This is a genomic window from Thiorhodovibrio winogradskyi (assembly GCF_036208045.1).
In the GTDB taxonomy this organism is placed as follows: domain Bacteria; phylum Pseudomonadota; class Gammaproteobacteria; order Chromatiales; family Chromatiaceae; genus Thiorhodovibrio; species Thiorhodovibrio winogradskyi.
The window spans coordinates 1940190-1960938 of sequence record NZ_CP121472.1 but is presented as its reverse complement, the minus strand read 5'-3'; the positions used below and the strand labels follow the sequence as shown (position 1 = coordinate 1960938).

The following is a 20749-nucleotide window of genomic DNA, read 5'->3' as shown; positions in this document are numbered from 1 at the left end:
AATTCGGCGCTCAATCTGGTCATGACCGACCAAAACCGACTACCATCCACAGACCAAGCAACGATTATTTGGCATAACAATGGCAATTCAAACCATCGAAGCCGCCATCGACGAGAACGGTCGTGTATTTTTTCCGCGTCCCGTGCGAATCAAAGGTGTGCACCGCGCATTGGTCACCATCCTTGACGAACCGCCACGCCCGATAAGGAAAGAAGAAGAAACGGAATCCGCCGCAACGTCGGATGCACTTTTTGGCATCTGGAAGGATCATCCCGACATCTCGGAGATCGACGACTATGTGCGCCAACTGCGCAACGGGCGCTTCTGATGCTCATTGATACCGATGTTTTGATCTGGTACATGCGTGGCGATCCAACCGCCTACCAGCGGATTGAAGCCTTACAGCCAAAAATCCAGCTCTCCGCCGTGACGCAAATGGAATTGCTCCAGGGAATGCGCGACAAAGCAGAATTGCGTGCTTTCGAGGCGACAACGCGGCGCTGGCAAGCGCGGTTGATACCGATCAGCGAGTCGATCTCTGATCGCGCCGTCCGACTTGTTCGCGATTATGCGCTCAGCCATGGAATGCGATTGGGGGATGCGTTGATCGCCGCAACGGCGCTGGCGCTGAATGAGCCCCTTCTTACAGCCAATGACAAGCACTACCGCATGATTAATGGACTGTCATTGCAGCACTTCAGAGCCAGCTCCAATGAGCAACGTGAACATCCAAGCGACATCCATCCCAAGTAGTCCCGCAGGGCATTGCAACCTGTCCCGCGCCTTGCTCGGCCTGCTACTCCTCGCCCTCCCAGCCCAGGCTCAGGACGAACGCCAAGTCCTGCGCGTGGTCGGCGACGAGAACTACCCACCCTATCTCTTTCTCGATGCCCAGGGCGAGGAGGACGGCTATCTGGTCGATGTCTGGCGGCTGTGGGAGGAAGCAACCGGCATCGGGGTCGAGCTGATCGCCACCCAGTGGGACCAGGCCCAGCGCCTGCTGCTTGATGGCGAGGCCGATGTGATCGAGAACATCTTCGCCACCCCGGGACGGGAGCCGCTGTATGACTTCTCCGCGCCCTACGCCAGCCTGCCGGTGTCCATTTATCGCGATAGCTCCATCGGCGGGCTGACGCGGGTTGAATCCCTGCATGGCTTTCAGGTTGGGGTGATGCGCGGCGATGCCTGCGTGGAATGGCTACAGACCCAGGGCATCGACACCCTGGTGCTTTATGCCGACTACAAGTCCGTGATCGAAGCGGCCAAGGCGCAGGAGATCAAGGTCTTCTGCATGGACGAGTCTCCGGCCAATTTTTATCTTTACCAGCTCGATGCCCATCGCGATCTGATCAAGGCCTTTGACCTCTACCAAGGCCAGTTTCGCCGCGCCGTGCGCGAGGGCGAGGTCGCCACCCTGCGCCTGGTCGAGCAGGGCATGGCTGCCATTCCGGCGACGGCGCTTCAGGCACTGGAGCGTAAATGGCTCAAGCCGCCGGTCGCCATCGGCGATCTCGGCCCCTATCTAGCGCGGGCGGCAGCGGTCTTGGGTGTGCTCGCGATTTTGATCGCCTTGTGGATTATCTCCTTGCGTCGCGCCCTGGCCCGGCACTCCGCCGCGCAGTCCGCCGCGCAACAGAAAATTGACGCCGAGCGAGCCAGCCATCGCCAGCAGCTCGAAACACTGGTCGCCGCGCGCACCGCGGAGCTGCAAAAGGCCAACGACGAGCTGAGCTATACCCAGTTCGCCATGGATCGCGCTGGCATTGGCAGCACCTGGAACAATGCCGAGACCGGCGCCTTCCTCTACGCCAACGACGAGGCCTGTCGTCAGCTTGGCTACACGCGTGATGAACTCATGCCGCTCAGCGTCAGCGCCATTAACCCGCTGCTGACCCCCGAGGAGTTTCAACAGATCGCCGCCAATCTGCGGGAAAGCCGCACCAGCCTGCGACTGGAAACCCAGCATCGACGCAAGGACGGCAGCACCTATCCGGCGGCGGTGACCGTCTATCTTCACCAGGTGGGCGATCAGGAATGGTTCATCGCCTTTTTCGAGGACATCAGCGAGCGCAAGGCGGCCGAGGCCGAGTTGCTGATCGCGCGCGACGCCGCCGAGGAGGCGACCCGCGCCAAGTCGGACTTCCTCGCCAACATGAGCCACGAGATCCGCACGCCGATGAACGCCATCATGGGCATGTCGCATCTCGCGCTGCAAACCAAGCTGAGCGAGCGCCAGCGCAATTACATCGAGAAGGTGCATCGCTCCGCCGAGGCGCTGCTCGGCATCATCAACGACATTCTGGATTTCTCCAAGATCGAGGCCGGCAAGCTCGACATGGAGTGCGCGGATTTTCGCCTTGAGGACGTGCTCGACAACCTCACCAATCTGGTCGGACTCAAGGCCGAGGAGAAAGGCCTGGAGCTGCTGTTGGACCTCCCACCCGATCTGCCCACGGCGCTGGTCGGTGATGCCCTGCGCCTGGGGCAAATTTTAATTAACCTCGGCAACAACGCGGTGAAGTTCACCGAGTCGGGCGGGGAGATTCTGGTGCGAGCGGGCGTGCTGGAAGACGGCACGGACGCGGTCACATTGCATTTCTCGGTGCGCGACACCGGCATCGGCCTGTCGCCCGAGCAACAACAGCGGTTATTCCAATCCTTCACCCAGGGTGATAGCTCCACCACGCGCAAATACGGCGGCAGCGGTCTCGGGCTCGCCATCAGCAAGCGCCTCACCGAGATGATGGGCGGGGACATTTGGGTCGAAAGCGCGCTCGGCGCCGGCAGCACCTTTCATTTCACCGCCCGCTTCGGCAAACAACGCGGCCTGCGCTCGCAACGCCGCCTGAGCCGAACCGGCGACTTCGATGAGCTGCAAGCCCTGCGCGTCCTGGTAGTGGACGACAACAAAACCGCGCGCGAGGTGCTCCAAGCCATGCTCGGCGCCTTCGGCTTCCAGGTCGCCCAGGCCGCCAGCGGAGCCGAGGCCATCGACCGGCTCGAACAGCCCGACGGCGACACCCCCTTCGACCTGGTGCTGATGGACTGGAAAATGCCCGGCATGGACGGCCTCGACACCGCCCGCGCCATTGCCCGCGACCGCCTGATCGTCAAGGCGCCGACGGTGATTATGGTCACCGCCTATGGCCGCGATGAGGCCCAGCGCGCCGCCGATGACCTCGACCTGGCCGGCTTCCTGACCAAGCCGGTCACGCCATCGAGCCTGCTCGACGCCATCCTCATCGCCATGGGCCGCGAAGCCATCAGCGACAGCCGCGACACTGAGCGCGAGGAAGCCACCGCCGAGGCCATCGCCCAGTTGCGCGGCGCCCACATCCTGCTGGTCGAGGACAATGCCATCAATCAAGAATTGGCCTTGGAACTCCTCACCACCAACGGCATGACCGCCGCCGTCGCCAACAACGGCCAGGAAGCGCTTGAACTGTTGCGGCAAGACGCCTTCGACGCCGTGCTCATGGACTGCCAAATGCCCATCATGGACGGCTACCAGGCCACCCACGCCATCCGCGAGAATCCCCAATGGCGCGACCTGCCGGTGCTGGCCATGACCGCCAATGTGATGACCGGCGACCGCGAGAAGGCACTGGCCGCCGGCATGAACGACCACATCGGCAAGCCGGTCAAGGTGCGCGAAATGCTGGCGACCATGGCGCGCTGGATTGCTGTCGAGAAGATAGAAGATAGCAAAGAGGAATTAGGAACGCGGGCAGAAGTCGTCGACAAGCGCGACCAGCCATTGGCAAGTCGCCATGGGCAAGAAAAAGCGCCACAGACGGCCACGACCACGGCCTCGTCTTCGCTCGCCCCTCGCCCCTCGTCCCTTGCCCCTCGCCCCTCGTCCCTCGCCCCTCGCTCCTCGTCCCTTGCCTCTCTCCCCGGCATCGATACCCAGGTCGGCCTGGCCACCGCGCAGGGCAACGAGGCGCTCTACCGCCGTCTGCTCGGACGCTTTCGCGACAGCCAGCGCGACTTCGCCGATCAATTCGCCGCCGCGCTGGCCGCGCGCGACCAAGACCCCCACGCCGCCACCCGCTGCGCCCATACGCTCAAGGGCGTGGCCGCCACCATCGGCGCCGAGGCCGTGCGCGACGCCGCCACCGCACTTGAGGCCGCCTGCCAGGATCGCCAGCCACACGAGATCATCGACGCCCATCTCCAGGCGACCCTCGACGCACTTAAACCCATCCTGACTGGACTCGCCCAGCTTGACGCGGCGGACAACCCAAGCTTGGGTGGCGACGCCGCCGGTGACACCACGGAAGCGCCCGAGCGCGCGCTACAATCAGCGCTGCCCGCTCTTGCCACCCTATCCACCGAGCTGGCCCAGCTGCGCGCCCTGCTCAGCGACGACGACACCGAAGCCGTCGGCGTCATCGCCAGTCTGACCACCCAACTCGCCGGCACTCCAGCCGCCGACGCCCTGCGCCCGGTCGCCCGCGCCATCGACACCTATGACTTCGACAGCGCGCTCGCCGCCTTGGATCATTTCGAGCAAAGCGCCACGCCGCAGCCCGATCAAGCGACGCGCGCGTCACCGCAAACACAAGAGAACCAGCCATGAACACCAGACCCAGAATCATCCTCTCCGCGCTCGACGTCGAGCGCCTCGAAACCCTGCTCGACGCCCTGCCCCATGGCGCCTTCCCCGGCAAGGAAGACCTCGAAGCCGAGCTGGCCCGGGCCGATATCGTCGAGCCTCGGGACATCCCGCCAACCGTGATCACCATGAACTCAACCGTGCGTTTTCGCGTCGAGTCCTCCGCCGATGACTTCACCCTGACCCTGGTCTACCCCAAGGACATGGACGCCAGCGGTGAGAAGATCTCCATCCTCGCCCCCGTTGGCAGCGCCCTGCTCGGGCTCTCTATTGGCGACAGCATCGAGTGGCCCAAGCCCGGCGGCGGCATCCTGCGCGTGCGCGTCGAGGAGATCACCTACCAACCGGAACGCGCCGGGGAATTTCACCGCTAGACCACGGATTCATAACGGTCAGGCGCCTCTCGAACACCTGACCGTCTTGCAAGTCCTCTGAAAAGAGCGTATCGCAACCGCTAAATAACGCTGCGGAGACTACCAAGGCATCCCAATGGCTAATCTGATAGCGCTCGCCAATGGAGATCGCCCTTTCCACAATCTGAGCTGTCAAAGAAACGACTTCACAGCGACGAAGCATAATCCGCGCGTAACGGTTGGCTCGCTCTCTTGGCACGCCTTTCTTGCTGGTTAAAACACTCAGAAACTCATTAACAATCTGGGTGCTAATGACCGGACTTTGCCGCATGATCGAGAACGCTCGTTCATGACGTCGCGGATCGGCATCCAACGCGTAGACGGCAACATTCGTATCAGCGAAGAATCTTGCGGTCATAGCACTCTTCACGCACGAATTTCCCTGACCAGAGACCAGCGCCTTCTTTGAACTCAGCCCAGTCGGCCTCGGCGTCCGCATCCGCCTCCTCGACCGCCGGACGGAGCGAGCGAGACTTTAAATAACCAACAAAATCCAACACCTCGCGTAACTCAAACTCGGGCAAGGTACGCGCTTCCTCGAGGATTCTTTCTGCTGTGATCATGATAAACATCCAGAACTAATGGCAACCATTGTGCGTGATCATACCGAAGGTCCGCCGGTTCGAGTTGACCGGCTTGTTTGGCCGGCGACGAGGACATTGACGCAAGCGGCGAGAACATCTCCATCCCAGCCAGACCGGGCATTCATCCCGTCCGCACCCTTTTCGTGCCATCGGGTTGGACCGATTGATCATCCAAGGCCCGCTGGTCATTGTGTGCTGACCAACAGACCCAGTCAGCCAGCGGCCAGAACCTCCTCCTGAACCTGGTTGCGCCCTTGATGCTTGCCGCGATAGAGCGCCTGGTCGGCGCATTCCTGCAACTGGCGCAGATCGGTCTTGACCCGGCCAGGTCCATGGGTGGCCACCCCAATGCTCAATGTCACCACCGCGGCAGCACTGGAGCGGGCATGAGGGATGGCCAGCGCCTCCACCCCGGCGCGCATCTGCTCGGCAAGATGGAGCGCGCCATTGCGTTCGGTTTCCGGCAGTAGGGCGATGAATTCCTCGCCACCGTAACGTGCCACAAGGTCGAGCGGGCGCTCGGCGCAGCGCGCGAGCGCTTGCGCGACCTGCCGTAGGCACGCATCCCCCGCGCCGTGACCATAGTGGTCGTTGTATTGTTTGAAGTGATCAATATCAATCAGCACCAGGGACAGGGGCAAACCGGTGCGCAGCACGCGCTTCCATTCCGCTTCCACACGCTGATCGAAATAGCGCCGATTGGCAATGCCCGTTAGCCCATCCTGCATGGAGAGCTGTTCGAGCAACTCGGTCTTGACCTTGAGTTCCTGTTCCACCAGTTTGCGCTCATTAATCTCTTGGGTCAGCGCGAGATTGGTTTCTTGCAAGATCGCTTCGGCATGTTTTCGTTCGGTGATGTCTTGCTCAAAGCCAAACCAACGGCTGTCGCCATTGGCAAAAAAGATGGGACTCGACTCAATGAGTACAAAGCGGACATTGCCATCGACAAGAATTTGACCCTCCCAAACAAAAGACCGGCGTTCACGGACGACCTGTTCATTGAGTTGTCTGAACGCCTCGAACTCGTCCGGATGCACGATATTCCAGGCCAACCAGGGATTTTCGAGCAAATCCTCGCGGCGGATTTGATTCATCTCACACCAGCTATCGCTGACATACTCAAATTCCATCTTGCCATTGGCCCGGTGCCAAAAGACATAAACTCCCACCGAGACACGATCCACCAGATCGTTGAACCGCCGCAAGCTCTCGCTCAAGGCCTCCTCGGCACGCTTACGATCAGTCACATCCGCAAGCACGCCCTCCCAGACCGTGGTTCCGTCAGACAGGGTTCGCGGAAAGGATTCGGCGGTAATCCAGCGCGTTTCACCCTTGACCACCACGCGCACTTCACCGAAAAACGGTTTCTTTTCGTTGAAAGTCTCTACGTTTCGCGCTACCCACGCATCAAAGTCATCCGGATGCACACAGGCAAAGCCCTTCATGGGATCGGAAGCCGCTTCCTCCCGAGTCAATCCGGTCAGTTCCAAAAACCGACTGCTCATAAAAGCAAAGCTTGCCATGCCGCCCTCGGCGGGTTGCACCATGGTATAGGTGCCAACCGGAATGTTTTCTGTTAGTTCAAAGGCGGTTTTTTCCAACCGCGCCTCGGCAATACGCAGCGCTTCCTCGGCCTGCTTTTGCGCGGTTTGGTCATACAGATAGCTGCGAACGGCCGTGATGCGACCAGCCTTGTCGCGTAGCAACAGGGTGGAATCATGAAACCACAGATACCCGCCGGATCGGGTTTGCACGCGGTAGGAGTCTTCGTATCGATCAGTCCCCTCGGCAACATGCTGTCTGAGCCGGCCAACGACCGGTTCCGCATCCTCGGGATGGATCAAGGCCGCATAAGAAAACCCCGGGGCGAGCATCTCGGCCTGGCTGTAGCCCAGAATCTGCGCGACATTCGAGGACACGCGCCTGATCGGCCAGTCACCTTGCTGCTCGGCCCCCCATTCCATGGTGAACACCGGGCCTTCGGAAAAGAGATCGCGCTCTTTCTTGAGTGCATCCCCGGCTTTGCGATTCTCGGCCAGCAGAAACACAATGATGGCGGAAAAAGCCAGAATCCCTGCCGCCGCGGCAAGATAACTCCACATCAGCGGGTCAGAAAAAGGCGAGTATCGCGTCCACCCGCCAGCGGGCGTGGCGCCCATTTGCCAATGGCCATGGGGCAGTTCAATCAACTGGGTGACCGGCTGATGATCAAAGATGCCTGGATCGCCGAGGAACACCTCGCCCTGCTCCCCGCGACCGTCCCGACCGCGGATGGCGAGGCGCAAGCCAGACTGTTCCGTGATGCCAGCAGCGGAGAAAATTGATTCCGTGTTCATCACCACCGAGGCAAAGCCCCAAAACCGCTCCTGACCCGATGCCGCGTCGGCGACACTTATCGGGATGCGGGCAATCAAGCCCTCGCCACCCTGTACCAGCGGGAGCGGACCGGCAACCACGATACGATTGAGTTTCAGTGCCTGTTGGACGGCATCGATTTGATCGGGCAAGCCCCGGTAATCCAAGCCGATCGCCCCTTCATTGCCTTCGACGGGGTAAATCAGGCGCAACACCATGTCGCGGGCGAGACCGATGTTGCGCAAATCCCGTTGCTCGCGAAACTGAATCGCCATGGCGCGACTGAAATCCTCCTGCGTCAGCTCGGGATTCATCGCCACCAGGGATTTGACCCCCGAAACGGCAAAAATATTGGCGTAAATGCGACTCTTCAGGGCGGTGGCCAGGCTATCGAGTTGCTGTTTTACCTGCTCGATCTCCCGTTGTCGGTGCCGCTCGGATTCAAAGCGGTACAAGTGCGCGCCAACTAGCACGAAAAGACCAAGGATCACCGCGAACAGCAACAGCCCCAGGGTGGCGAGATGATTTTCGCGCCGATGGCCTCCTCGGCTTGCTGACGCGGAAGACGGCGCCATTGATGGCTCATTCATGCGGCTTGACAACAGGTGCTGAAATTGACGTTCGATCCATCGGATGCGGCCACGTACCGCTTAAAAGCTTGGCCGGAACGCCAAGTCGTTCACTATAGCAAGCATTCTTGCACAATAATAGTTCAACCGCGGCGGCCAGCCATGGTGGAGAGGCTCGGCTGCCCAATCTCACGGACGGATTGCGATCCACAATGCAGTGGCAGCATGGCGAAAGAATCCGAGTGTTGTTCGCCATCGACCATTGTTAAAAGGATTTGTGACGCCCTGCGCAAGGCTTGTTGGAGCTTTGTAAAAATGCCCTGCCGTCGATACGACATTACGCTGAGCGCCGATTTTGCGACTCTGCGCGGCTTCACCCAGCAGGATCTGGAAACCCGTTTCGCGGCCTATCTCGCCGGCGTGGACCGGGACGCCCCGCGCGCGCTTACAGCGAGAAATATCGCGCCACACCCGGCCAGAGTTTGTTCGAGCTGGGGCTCATTTTCGGCAACAGGGCGCGCAACCTGATCACGGCCGATTGGCGGCGACTGGACGAATGTTTGACCAGCCGTTTGATCCGATGCTTGTCGGCCTTGCGATGATTCAGTTGCTGCCGCGCATTTCCCGAACGATGTCGAGCGCGCGCTCGTACTCGAAGCCGCGGATGCGGCGCTCGAGTCGGCGGGCGTTTTCGCCGAAGGCGGCGTGCAGACCGGCACGGGCGTTTTCGAACACCTGGTTGGATTCGGTGTCGTCGTTGGCGAGCAGGGTTTCGAGTTGTTGCAGGGTGGCGGCCAGGGCGCCGGTATCGGGGTGACCCGGGGCGTCTTCGACCGTTCTGGCCGCCGGATCGGGCTGGATGGACCCGAAGGCGGCGGTGATGGCGTCGGCGAAGCCCTCGAGTGTCACGCCAAGTTGTTCGATCGGAGCGCGCAGGCGTTCGCCGCCGAGCTCGGCGCGGGCGGCCAGTTCCACGTCGGCGGCGTGGCGGCGGATGCGCTCGGCGGCCAGGGTGGCGGCGACGCCCTTGAGACCGTGAGCGAGCGCGGCGATGCCCTCGAGGTTGTGTTCCTCGAGCATGGCGCTCATGCGGTAGGCATCCTCGCCGTGGTCGTCGACAAACTGACACAAGAGCCGTCGGTAGCGGTTGAAGTCGCCGCGCAACCGTCGCAGCCCCAGGGTAGGATTCAAGCCCGGCAGGCTGTCGAGCGCGGCCCGCGGCCCAAAATCGGCCGCCGGTGATTCCAGCCCAGAACCATTGGTGGCGGCGGTGATCTCGGCTCGACCCGGCAACCATTGACGCAGCACCTGGGCCAGGATCTCGGGCTCGATGGGCTTGCCAAGGTGGTCGTTCATGCCGGCGGCCAGGGCGGACTGGCGATCCGCGTCGAACACATTGGCGGTCATGGCAAGAATGGGCACCCGCCGCCGCCCAGGCAGGCGGCGAATCTCGCGGGTGGCGGTCAGGCCGTCCATCACCGGCATCTGGATGTCCATTAAAATCAGATCGAACTCCGAACGCCGTGCCTGGGACAAGGCTTCACGGCCGTCGGCGGCCAGAGTGACGGAGCAGCCGAAGGCCTCGAGCAGTTCGCGCGTGACCTCCTGGTTGATGGGATTGTCTTCCACCAGCAGAATGCGACCACGGGGGGCTGGTGCCGAATCTGGCCCGGCGCCAAGCGCGACACCGGTTGAGGGGACTGTCCGATCAGCGCTGGCGGAGGTCGAGCGGAAGGGGCGGTGCAGCGCCTGCTCGAGAGCGTCCCGCAGCTTGGAAGGGGTGACGGGTTTGTCCAGCACCCGGGCAATGCCAGCGCTGGCGACATCTTCCGGCGCCAGGGTGTCGCCGAAGGCGGTGACCAGAATACAGGCCGGCAAATGTTTTAGCGGCAGGGCGCGGATGCTGTGCACGGTATCGATACCGTCGAGGTCGGGCATTTTCCAGTCGACCAGCACCAGGTCGAAGGGCGCCTCGGCGCGCTCGGCCTTCAGGACCAGGGCCGCTCCCGAGGCGCCGTTGTCGGCGGTATCAAGCGCGATGTGCATGGCTTCGAGCAACTCCACCAGAGCGGCGCGATCCTCTTCCCGGTCGTCGATCACCAGGGCGCGGCGGCCGCGCAGCCCGCTGAGCACCTTGTCGGCCGCTGTCTTGCCACGTGCCGGCGCGAAGGGCAGCTCGAACCAAAAGCAACTGCCCTGGTCGGGCTCGCTGTCCACGCCAATGCGCCCACCCATGAGCTCCGTTAGCCGCTTGCTGATGGCCAGCCCCAGCCCGGTGCCGCCGTAGCGGCGGGTGGTGCTGCCGTCGGCCTGCTCGAAGGCTTGGAATAGCCGCCCGCGTTGTTCGGCGGTCATACCGATGCCAGTGTCGCGCACCTCAAAGCGCAGCCACACCGGCTCGGCCAGGAAATGGCCATTGACCATCCCGCCGCCCTCCCCCGCCGGTCGCTCGCCGCCGGTATCAAGCATGCGAGCGCGCACACCGACGCTGCCGGCATCGGTGAACTTGACCGCGTTGCTCAGCAAGTTGAGCAGAACCTGGCCGAAGCGGGTGCTGTCGCCGCGCACGCAGGTGGGCAGATGATCGAGATCGACGCGCAGATCAAGCTCCTTGTGGATCATGTTGGGCGCGATTAGGGAGCAGACGTTGTCGACGACGCGCGCAGGCTCGAAATCCTCTTCCTCCAACTCAATCTTCTCGGCCTCGATCTTGGACAGGTCGAGCACATCGTTGATGACTTGCAGCAGGTGCTGGGCCGAGTCGGAGAGCTTTTGCAGCTGTTCGGACTGACGTTGGGTAAGCGGGTCGCGCCGGATCAGATGGGCGTAGCCAATGATGGCGTTCATCGGCGTGCGGATCTCGTGGCTCATGTTGGAAAGGAAGGCGCTCTTGGCGCGGTTGGCGCCCTCGGCCGCGCTCTTGGCCGCCTCCAGCGCGGAAGTGCGCGAAACCACCAATTCCTCGAGATGCAGGCGGTATTCCTCGAGTTCGTGCGCGGTCTCGACCCGCTCGGTGACGTCTTGCACGATCCCAAGCCCGGTGATCGGCTGACCGCTGGCGTCGCGCTCGATCTGGGCACGCTCCTCCACCCAGCGCACCTGGCCGTTCACCAGGATGCGGTGTTGAAGACGATAAGTCGCGCCGGCGAGCGCCGCCTGCCAGGCGTCTTTCAGCTCGGCGAGGTCCTTGGGGTGGACACGGGCGAAGAAGTCTTCAAGCCTCAGTTCAGTCTCGGGCGGGACGCCAAAAATGCGGCAGGCCTCCTCCGACCACTGCAGGCGGTCGCCGGGAATATCCAGATACCAGTGCCCGGTCTGGGACACGGACTGGGCGCGGGTGAGGAAGTCCTGATTGCGTTTCAGCTCGGCCACCAAGGCCCGCTGCTCGCGTTCGTGTTGCTTGCGCTCGGTGATGTCCTGCCACACACCCGAGATCAGTTGGCGCCCCTGGTGCTCGATCAGCCGGAAGGTGACATAGGAGTCGAGCAGACGGCCATCCTTGGCACGATACCGGGTCTCGAAGCCGGCGATCTCGCCTGCGAGAATGGCGCGCATGTTGGCCCTGATTCGCGCCGCCTCATGCTCGGCCTCAAAATCCATCACCCGCAGCCGCAGGAACTCCTCGCGGCTGTAGCCGAGCATCTCGCAGGCGGCGTCGTTACACTGCACCACTTGGCCAGTGTCTGGGTCGACCAGCAAGATGGCATCGGTGGTTTGAGCGAACATGGTGGCGAGCAGGGACTCCTGCTCGCGCAGGCGCTGCCTGGTCTCAACATGGTCGCTGATGTCGCGTACCGTGACTAAATAGCCGGAACGGGCGGACAGTCGCCCGACGCGCGCCTCGAACAGGCGCTCGCCACCTTCCATGGGCAGGTGATATTGGAAGGAGCGCGCCGAACCCGGTCCGCGCACCTCGGCCAGCGCGGCGGCAAAGGCCGCCGCGGCCTTTTCTGGCAACACCTCCGCCGGCCGCTTGCCGAGGAAGACCTCGGGCGGGGCATAGAGGGCCGCCGCTTCAGTGCGGAAGAAATCGAGAATGGTGCCGTCGGCTTCGAGGATAAAGGCCAGATCGGCGGGCGCCAGGGTGGATTCCATGCGAAAGGGTCCAAAGCTTGATCGGCCGATAGGATAAACCGACAGTCGCTGGGTTTCGAGATTCATCTTTGCGTCAGGCTGGAGGGCCCAGCTTTGGCTTTGGCTTTGGCTTTGGCTTTGGCTTTGGCTTTGGCTTTGGCTGGGGCTGGGTCAATGCCAGATCAAAACCGGATCGATGCTAGATTGGTGCTGGATTGCTGCTGGGACATGGCTTGGGCAAGGCTGGCACAGCGGGTATAGAATGCCCGCATCACTTGGCACCAAGCGCTGGCGACCAGTGCCATTCGCCGGTCAGCAGCGACCATTCAGGAGCCCGCTTCGCCATGCCACCGAGATCCCCTTCCCTTCCCCCACCCAGATCCGCGCCCACATGGCGCATCATGCCTCCGCATTGCCGTCATTCCACCCGGTTTTGCGCGGGGGTGCTCGCCTTGGTCTTGGCGCTGCCGCTCTGGGTGCTGGCCGACCCCCTGGACGAGGCCACCCAAGCCATGTTGGTGAACGCAGTGGAGGCGGCCTTCGAGCTGGATCTCTACAACAGTCGCTGTCGTAGCGATCAGTCCGGCCGGCGCAGCGAGAATCTCAACAAGGAACTGGTCAGCCGCTACCGCTTGACGGTGCTCGACGTGCAGGACGATTACTTCCCCGAAGGCTATTATCGCGATGCCCAGGCACGTATGCAGGAGGATTTTCTCGCCCGCCTGCGCGAACTCGGTGGCTGCGCGGGGGCCAAGACCGCCCGGCTGCGCGATACCCTCGGCCAACGCCACGACGAGGCCATGGCGAAGGTGGCACGCCAGCCCTGAGCGACGCGCCCCTGCCATTGAATCCCGCATCCCGCCATCCGATCTGATCGACCAATCCTGACCTTCAATCGAGCGGCCGCACCCGCACTTGCAGGTGCCGCTCTTCGGCATGCCCGGTGGTCCAGCGTCTGCCATTGGTTGCTTCCAGTTGCTGCTGGCCGCCGATGTCCAGCCACTCCCCCAGATAGCCACGCAGCACGGTTTGCGCGGAGCCGCCGCGCAGACGGCCATTGGGCAGGGCTTGTTCGTCCTGTTGGTAAAGCTCGAGTGTCACCTGGTCGCCATGGGTGCGCGGCAGCACCTGAAAGCCGGTGTCGATGGACTGAACACCCTGCCCCAGCACCACCCCGCCACTGTAGGGATCAACCCCGGCGAAGGTTGTCACCGGTCGCCACAGCCCGGTACGAATCAACGCCGGGCGCCCGTCGAGCGTCTGCACCCGCTGTACCGAGTCATCCCGGCGCCGGGTGCGGATCTCGCGGGTACCTGCGTGAATACTGACGCTATCCTGTCCATCGCCACGCTCCCAGCCGCCGTCAAGATAGCGTCCGCCGCGCTGCCCGGCCGAGCGGTCGGCCAGACGCACTTCGATCATCAGCCGCCGCGCGGGTTGGTCGAGCCGCTCGAGCGCCTCGCTCACCGCCGCGATCTCCTCCGGCGTGCCGCGCACAATGATCTGATTGCGATGCGCCAGCACCGAGCCGCCGCCTGCCATGGGGCGCAGCACCGCGACCAAATCCTCCGCCGGCTGGGAATAGACCGGCAGGTAGGCGAAATCGCGCCCATCGGCGGCAATGGCTGCCGGAAGGATAAAGGCCATCATCAGCAGGCCAAGACACAGGCGTAACGGGCCAGGCCACAAGGACCGGCTGGGATAAGAAATACGCGGTTTCATGCTGTCTCTCCGGTTGCCATACCCTCGTCCGCGGCGACGCCCCGAGCCCGCGGAGCCTGCAGCAAAGCGGCGGCGCGAAACAGGCCGACCAGCGTCTTGGCATCGGTGATATCGCCCGAGTGACAGCGCCCAAGCGCCATCTCAAGCGGTATCCAATGCACCTCGATCAGCTCGCCATGCTCGTGGGCCAGGGCACGCGGACTAAGATCGCGCGCCAGGTAGAGATGAATGACCTCGGTCAGCACCCCGGGCGAGCTGTGCAGGCGCCCAAGCGACACCCAGTCGGCGGCTGCCATGCCCGCCTCCTCGACCAATTCCCGCTCGACCGTGGTACGCGGCGACTCGCCCGGGTCCAACTTGCCGGCGGGCAGTTCCCACAGCCAGCCAGCCGCCGCATGGCGATACTGCCGCAGCAGGCATACCCGGCCCTGATCGTCCAGCGCCACCGCCGCCGCGCCGCCAGGATGACGGACAATGTCCAGCTCCACCCGCGCATCATTGGGCAAGCGCACGCGCTCGCGATAGACATCCACCACCCGGCCCTGGTAACAAAGTCGTTGATCTGTCATTAAGTCATCCGCCATCAGGGCTACTCCAAATTGAGCTGTCGTCAGACATTGAATGTCCCCAGAACGCACGGGGCAGCAGTCCCGAGCATCAAGGCAACCATATCATCACTCAAGGCTCGCCAGCAGGTCGGCTCATCGGCAAAATACAGCCTTAGCCCCGACTACCCAAGCGCCGCGCGTCATGTCAAGGTACCAGGCACGGCCAGTGAATATGAGGATTGACCATGGTTGAACAGCGATTAGACGCAGCCTCGGAGCGCGCGGCGGAAGGAGTCGATCCGGGTCTGTGCCTGGTGTTCGGCGCCAGCGGCTATATTGGCAGCCATTTGGTACCACGCCTGCTCGCCGAGGGCATCCGCGTGCGCGCCTGCTCCCGGAATCAAGCGAGCCTCGCCGCCCACGGCTGGCAGCCGGTGGAGCTGGTTAGTGCCGATGCGCTCAAGCCAAGCACCCTACCGGCAGCCCTGGCCGGGGTGCGGGTGGCCTATTATCTGGTGCATTCCATGAGCGCGGGCAAAGCCTTCGGCCAGCTCGACCTGGAAGCCGCGCGCAATTTTGCCCAAGCCGCGGCGGATGCCGGCGTCGAGCGCATTATTTACCTGGGCGGTCTGGTGCCCGAGGATGCCGAAAGCGAGCATATCCTCTCGCGCCGCGACTCCGGCGACAGGCTGCGCCAAGGCAGCGTGCCAGTCACCGAGCTGCGCGCTGGCATCATCGTCGGCCCCGGCTCGGCGGCCTTCGAGGTGATGCGCGATCTGGTCTATCATCTGCCGGTCATGGTCACCCCGCGCTGGGTGCGGGCGAAATCTCCTCCCATCGCGCTTGAAAACCTGCTGACTTACCTGGTTGAACTTGCGCGTCACCCCGAATCCGGTGGCCAGATTTACGACGCCGCTGGTCCCGAAACCCTCAGCTATCAGGAGATGATGCGCATCCTAGCCGAGGCCGGCGGACGCAAACCGCCCCTGATCATCCCGGTGCCGGTGCTCTCGCCCAAGCTGTCGTCCTACTGGTTGCGGCTGATCACGGCGGTGCCAACGAATATTGCACGCGCGCTCATTGAGGGGCTAAAACATGATTTCACCGCCGATGACGCCGCACTGCGCCAGCTCATCCCGCAACGCCTGCTGAACTTCCGTGAGTCCGTCGATGCCGCCTTTGCCGCTGAACGCGAACATCGCATCACCACCCGCTGGGTCGAAGGAGCCTTTGCCGTGCGCAATCATCGTATCGATTATGCCTACTATGCCAAGCGCGCCGGCGGCTCGGCCGAGACCAGTGCCTCGCCAGCTGCCGTTTGGCAAGTGGTCACCGCCATCGGAGGCGAGACGGGCTATTACTATCTCAACCCACTATGGCAACTGCGCGAGCGGCTCGATTGGCTGGCCGGCGGCCCCGGTCATCGCGGCGGTCGCCGTCATCCGAGCGAACTGCGCGTCGGTGACCGCATTGATTCCTGGAAAGTCATCGGCCTGGAGCCCGAACGCCGCCTGAGCCTCGCCTTCGGCATGAAAGCCCCCGGCGCCGGTATGCTGGAGTTCGAACTCGAACCACGCGCCGATGGCGGCACCAAGCTGAATCTCACCGCGTACTGGCACCCCGCCGGCGTCTGGGGGCTCTTATATTGGTATAGCTTTGAGCCGGCACATAAAGTCATCTTCAGCGGCACCGCGCGCGCCATCTGCCAGCGGGCTGAAGCAGGCAATCTTGCATAGGCTGGCGTCAAAGCGACGTCTTCTAGCCGTGGAGCAACGCATCCATGAAATTCCCCTATGGCCTGAGCGATTTTGACACCCTGCGCCGGGAAGGCTATTGGTATCTGGATCGCACGGATCGCATTCCCGCGGTGGAAGCCGCTGGCCGACAGCTGATTTTTTTGCGCCCACGCCGCTTTGGCAAAAGCCTGCTGTTGTCAATGCTGGAGCATTATTACGATCTCAATCAGGCTGATCACTTTGAGACGCTGTTTGGCCCGCTTGCCATTGGGCAAAACCCAACCCCGTTGCACAATCAATTCTTCGTGCTGCGCTGGGATTTCTCGCTGGTCGCCTCGCATGGCGAGACTGACACTATTGAAGACTCGCTGCATCGCCATCTCAATGAATGCCTGACCAAATTCGTTGCCGATTACCAGGCCTATTGGACGCGCGCCATCCGCATCCATCCAGAAGACGCCCTGACCTCCTTTCAATCAGTGCTCGGCGCGGTGAACGCAACGCCCCACAAGCTCTACCTGCTGATCGACGAATACGACAAATTCGCCAACGAGGTACTGACCGCCCCGCGCTCCGACAGCCGGGAGCGTTATCAGACGCTGTTGCAGGGCGAGGGACTGATGAAAACCGTCTTTAAGCACATCAAAGCCGCCGCCGGCGGGCTGGGGCTGGATCGGGTGTTCATCGTCGGGGTCTCGCCGGTTGTGCTGTCGGATATGACCAGTGGCTACAATGTTGGCGAGAATCTGTTCCTGCTGCCCCAGTTCAATGACCTCTGTGGCTTTAGCGAGAGCGAAGTCGCCGCTGTGCTCAACCAACTCAAAAGCGTTGGCGGTGATTGGTCCGCCGAACAGGCGCTCGCGACCATGCGCACCTTCTACAACGGCTATCGCTTCAGCGAGGAGGCCTCGGAGAGTCTGTATAACCCGACCTTGAGCCTGTATTTTTTCAACGCCCTCGCCACCCAAGGCCACTACCCCCGGCAAATGCTTGATGAAAATCTGGCCATGGATCGCAATAAGCTGGCCTATATCGCCCAGTTGCCCCAGGGCGAGGACTTGCTGATTGAGGCGCTGAGCGGCGATGACCGGGTGCTGGTGTCGGAGTTGATGCAGCGCTTTGGCGTCGCCGATGTGCTGGCAGCGGTGAAGGATCAGCCCTTTATGGCCTCCTTGCTGTATTTCTTTGGCATTCTCACCCTGGCGGGCCAAGGCCAACTGGCCAAGCTGATTCTGCGCATCCCCAATTTGGTGGCGCGCGGCTTGTATGTTGAGCGTCTGCGCGAGCGTTGGCTGCCGGCCACGGATGTGCGCACATTAAGTACCGCCGCCGCCGAACAGCTTTACCTGCACGCCGATTTGACCCCGCTGTGTGAGCTGATCGAGCAAGGCTATTTCGCCGTGTTGGCCAATCGCGATTATCGCTGGACCAATGAACTCTTGGTGAAATTCGCTTTCCTGACGCTCTTGTTCGACGACCGGCTCTACATGGCCGTGTCCGAATTGGAGACCAAGCGAGGGTATGCGGATCTCGCGCTCATTGTGCGCCCGGACATGCGCCGCTTCCAGGCGCTCGACCTGCTGCTGGAATTTAAGTATTTGAGCTTGAGAGAGCTAGGACTGACTGGCGAGCAAGTGCGCAGCGAAGCGCGTGAAGCCTTGACCCAACACCCAACAGTCGCCGCCAAGCTTGATGAGGCCGAAGCGCAAGCGCGCGACTATGGCGCGGCCTTAATCAAGCGCCATGGGCTGAGTGATCTGCGCGCCTTCGCGGTGGTGGCCCTGGGGGTGGAGCGATTGGTATGGCGGGTTGTTGGCGAACTCGCAACAGACAATCACACAACATGAGGAGAACACCATGGCACAACTCATTTCAGGTGATCTGGCGGTCAAAACACCGGCAGAGTTTGATTATCATGGCTTACGGGGGACGCCCTATTGCGTGATTTATTGCAATCGCGGATTGAAAAAAGAACGCTTATACCTGCTTGATACTCGAGAGAAATTATACTATCCCATCGCCGAGTGGGATGATAATGACCGGGAAGCCTTTCGCAAATGGTACGACTACCTGCTTGAAATCAATGACAAGATTGGCGAGACCAGAAGACGCCTTCGCGATGAAGGCGCATCTTGGGAGGTCTTGGACCAGGTGGAACAGATTGTCCGCGACGAAGATAAACTGATCAAGAACATAAAAGACGACAGCTGGTCGTGGCTGCCGCGTTCCATGGCCGCCAATGGCGACAATACAGACGCACCCGATTCGCATTAACATTCACGCTAATTGCCAGATTTCTCTTAGTCCAGTTCATCGGACACACCCATGAAATTTCCCTATGGCCTGAGCGATTTTGACACCCTGCGCCGAGAGGGCTATTGGTATCTGGATCGCACGGATCGCATTCCCGCGGTGGAAGCCGCTGGGCGGCAGCTGATTTTTTTACGCCCCCGCCGCTTTGGCAAAAGCCTGCTGTTGTCGATGCTGGAGCATTATTACGATCTCAATCAGGCTGATCACTTTGAGACCCTGTTTGGCCCGCTTGCCATCGGGCGAGATCCAACGCCGCTGCACAATCAATACTTTATTCTGCGCTGGGATTTCTCGCTGGTCGCCTCTCATGGCGAGATTGGCGCCATTGAAGACTCGCTGCATCGCCATCTCAATGAATGCCTGACCAAATTCGTTGCCGATTATCAGGCCTATTGGACGCGCGCCATCCGCATCCATCCAGAAGACGCCCTGACCTCCTTTCAATCGGTGCTCGCTGCGGTAAACGCCACGCCCCACAAGCTCTACCTGCTGATCGACGAATACGATAACTTCGCCAACGAGGTACTGACCGCCTCGCGTCCCGACAGCCGAGCGCGTTATCAGACGCTGTTGCAGGGCGAGGGACTGATGAAAACCGTCTTTAAGCACATCAAAGCCGCCGCCGGCGGGCTGGGGCTGGATCGGGTGTTTATCGTCGGGGTCTCGCCGGTTGTCCTTTCTGACATGACCAGCGGCTACAATGTGAGCAAGGATCTGTTCCTGCTGCCCCAGTACCATGACCTCTGTGGCTTTACCGAGACCGAAGTCAGCACCGTCCTTCACCAACTTGCAAGCGACGGTGGCGACTGGTCCGCCGAACAGGCGCTCGCCACCATGCGCACCTTCTATAACGGCTATCGCTTCAGCGAGGAGGCCCCGGCGAGTCTGTATAACCCGACCTTGAGCCTGTATTTTTTCGACGCCCTCGCCACCCAGGGCCACTACCCCCGGCAGATGCTCGATGAAAATCTGGCCATGGATCGCAATAAGCTGGCCTATATCGCCCAGTTGCCCCAGGGTGAGGATTTGCTGATTGAGGCCCTGAGCGGCGATAACCGGGTGCTGGTGCCGGAGTTGATGCAGCGCTTTGGCGTCGCCGATGTGCTGGCGGCAGTGAAGGATCAGCCCTTTATGGCGTCATTGCTTTATTTCTTTGGCATCTTGACCCTGGATGGCCTGAATGCCTTTGACGAATGCCGTCTGCGCATTCCCAATTTGGTGGCGCGCGGCTTGTATGTTGAGCGTCTGCGCGAAAGCTGGCTACCGCCAACAGGTCGCGCGCACGAAGTGCGGGACGCCGCGCGGGCGCTAGGCCAGAAAGGTGATCCAACCCCGCTGTGTGAACTCATCGAGCAAAGCTATTTCGCGGCGCTATCCAATCGCGACTATCGCTGGACCAATGAGCTGTTGGTGAAATTTGCTTTTCTGACGCTCTTGTTCGACGACCGGCTTTACATGGCCGTGTCCGAATTGGAGACCGAACGCGGCTATGCCGATCTGGCGCTGATTGTGCGCCCGGACAAGCGTCGCTTTCAGGTGCTGGATATCTTGCTGGAATTTAAGTATTTGAGCTTGAGAGAGCTAGGACTGACTGGCGAGCAAGTGCGCAGCGAAGCGCGTGAAGCCTTGACCCAACACCCAACAGTTGCCGCCAAGCTTGATGAGGCCGAAGCGCAAGCGCGCGACTATGGCGCGGCCTTAATCAAGCGCCATGGGCTAAGCGATCTGCGCGCCTTTGCGGTGGTGGCACTTGGAGTGGAACGCCTGGTGTGGCGGGTTGTTGGCGGTCAACCGGCTGACCGTGGCAACACTTAAGA

General features: G+C 61.7%; 16 protein-coding genes. 10 read left to right on the top strand and 6 right to left on the bottom strand.

Features of this window, described 5'->3' with window-relative positions:
• Positions 1-79 precede the first annotated feature (79 nt).
• From Thiowin_RS08785 to rnk, 4 genes are read left to right on the top strand one after another with little or no spacing between them, the layout of a single operon-like run.
• Positions 80-328 carry a hypothetical protein gene (locus Thiowin_RS08785; RefSeq protein WP_328987354.1) on the top strand — a complete coding sequence of 83 codons (249 nt, stop codon included), beginning with the start codon at positions 80-82 and terminating at the stop codon, positions 326-328.
• Positions 328-753: a type II toxin-antitoxin system VapC family toxin gene (locus tag Thiowin_RS08780; RefSeq protein WP_328987353.1), complete on the top strand. Its 426-nt coding sequence runs from the start codon at positions 328-330 to the stop codon at positions 751-753. The genes Thiowin_RS08785 and Thiowin_RS08780 overlap by 1 nt, the downstream gene beginning before the upstream one ends.
• The gene (locus tag Thiowin_RS08775) at positions 713-4582 is read left to right on the top strand and encodes a response regulator (protein ID WP_328987352.1); all 3870 of its coding nucleotides are present in this window, start codon (positions 713-715) and stop codon (positions 4580-4582) included. The genes Thiowin_RS08780 and Thiowin_RS08775 overlap by 41 nt, the downstream gene beginning before the upstream one ends.
• Positions 4579-4992: a nucleoside diphosphate kinase regulator gene (gene rnk, locus Thiowin_RS08770; RefSeq protein WP_328987351.1), complete on the top strand. Its 414-nt coding sequence runs from the start codon at positions 4579-4581 to the stop codon at positions 4990-4992. Before Thiowin_RS08775 ends, rnk begins: the two co-directional genes overlap by 4 nt.
• On the opposite strand, the gene Thiowin_RS08765 is transcribed toward rnk, so the two are convergent.
• From Thiowin_RS08765 to Thiowin_RS08755, 3 genes are all read right to left on the bottom strand, one after another.
• The gene (locus tag Thiowin_RS08765; RefSeq protein ID WP_328987350.1) at positions 4952-5389 is read right to left on the bottom strand and encodes a PIN domain-containing protein; all 438 of its coding nucleotides are present in this window, start codon (positions 5387-5389) and stop codon (positions 4952-4954) included. The two genes, rnk and Thiowin_RS08765, sit on opposite strands and share 41 nt — an antisense overlap.
• A complete protein-coding gene (locus tag Thiowin_RS08760) occupies positions 5367-5594 on the bottom strand; it encodes a hypothetical protein (RefSeq protein ID WP_328987349.1) in 228 nt (75 codons plus the stop codon). The genes Thiowin_RS08765 and Thiowin_RS08760 overlap by 23 nt, the downstream gene beginning before the upstream one ends.
• Positions 5595-5827: 233 nt before the next feature.
• Positions 5828-8545 carry a diguanylate cyclase gene (locus Thiowin_RS08755; protein ID WP_328987348.1) on the bottom strand — a complete coding sequence of 906 codons (2718 nt, stop codon included), beginning with the start codon at positions 8543-8545 and terminating at the stop codon, positions 5828-5830.
• Between the two features lie 219 nt (positions 8546-8764).
• On the opposite strand from Thiowin_RS08755, the gene Thiowin_RS08750 reads away from it, so the two are divergent.
• Complete coding sequence (locus tag Thiowin_RS08750) at positions 8765-9067, top strand: hypothetical protein (protein WP_328987347.1); 303 nt, start codon at positions 8765-8767, stop codon at positions 9065-9067.
• A gap of 75 nt (positions 9068-9142) precedes the next feature.
• Here Thiowin_RS08750 and Thiowin_RS08745 read toward each other — a convergent pair whose 3' ends face one another.
• Complete coding sequence (locus Thiowin_RS08745; RefSeq protein WP_328987346.1) at positions 9143-12634, bottom strand: response regulator; 3492 nt, start codon at positions 12632-12634, stop codon at positions 9143-9145.
• A gap of 380 nt (positions 12635-13014) precedes the next feature.
• Here Thiowin_RS08745 and Thiowin_RS08740 point away from each other — a divergent pair, with 380 nt between their 5' ends.
• The gene (locus Thiowin_RS08740; protein WP_328987345.1) at positions 13015-13440 is read left to right on the top strand and encodes a hypothetical protein; all 426 of its coding nucleotides are present in this window, start codon (positions 13015-13017) and stop codon (positions 13438-13440) included.
• A 64-nt stretch (positions 13441-13504) separates the two neighbouring features.
• Here Thiowin_RS08740 and Thiowin_RS08735 read toward each other — a convergent pair whose 3' ends face one another.
• Together Thiowin_RS08735 and Thiowin_RS08730 are read right to left on the bottom strand one after the other, a co-directional pair.
• Positions 13505-14335, bottom strand: a complete 831-nt coding sequence (locus Thiowin_RS08735; RefSeq protein ID WP_328987344.1) for a secretin N-terminal domain-containing protein — start codon at positions 14333-14335, stop codon at positions 13505-13507.
• A complete protein-coding gene (locus tag Thiowin_RS08730) occupies positions 14332-14904 on the bottom strand; it encodes an NUDIX hydrolase (protein ID WP_328987343.1) in 573 nt (190 codons plus the stop codon). The genes Thiowin_RS08735 and Thiowin_RS08730 overlap by 4 nt, the downstream gene beginning before the upstream one ends.
• 224 nt (positions 14905-15128) lie before the next feature.
• Here Thiowin_RS08730 and Thiowin_RS08725 point away from each other — a divergent pair, with 224 nt between their 5' ends.
• The 4 genes from Thiowin_RS08725 to Thiowin_RS08710 are packed head-to-tail and all read left to right on the top strand — an operon-like array spanning position 15129 to position 20747.
• The gene (locus Thiowin_RS08725) at positions 15129-16619 is read left to right on the top strand and encodes a DUF2867 domain-containing protein (RefSeq protein ID WP_328987342.1); all 1491 of its coding nucleotides are present in this window, start codon (positions 15129-15131) and stop codon (positions 16617-16619) included.
• Positions 16620-16663: 44 nt separating this feature from the next.
• A complete protein-coding gene (locus Thiowin_RS08720; RefSeq protein WP_328987341.1) occupies positions 16664-18466 on the top strand; it encodes an AAA family ATPase in 1803 nt (600 codons plus the stop codon).
• A 10-nt stretch (positions 18467-18476) separates the two neighbouring features.
• A complete protein-coding gene (locus Thiowin_RS08715; RefSeq protein WP_328987340.1) occupies positions 18477-18893 on the top strand; it encodes a hypothetical protein in 417 nt (138 codons plus the stop codon).
• Between the two features lie 51 nt (positions 18894-18944).
• On the top strand, positions 18945-20747 hold the full coding sequence (locus Thiowin_RS08710) for an AAA family ATPase (RefSeq protein WP_328987339.1): 1803 nt from the start codon (positions 18945-18947) through the stop codon (positions 20745-20747).
• Positions 20748-20749: the final 2 nt, after the last annotated feature.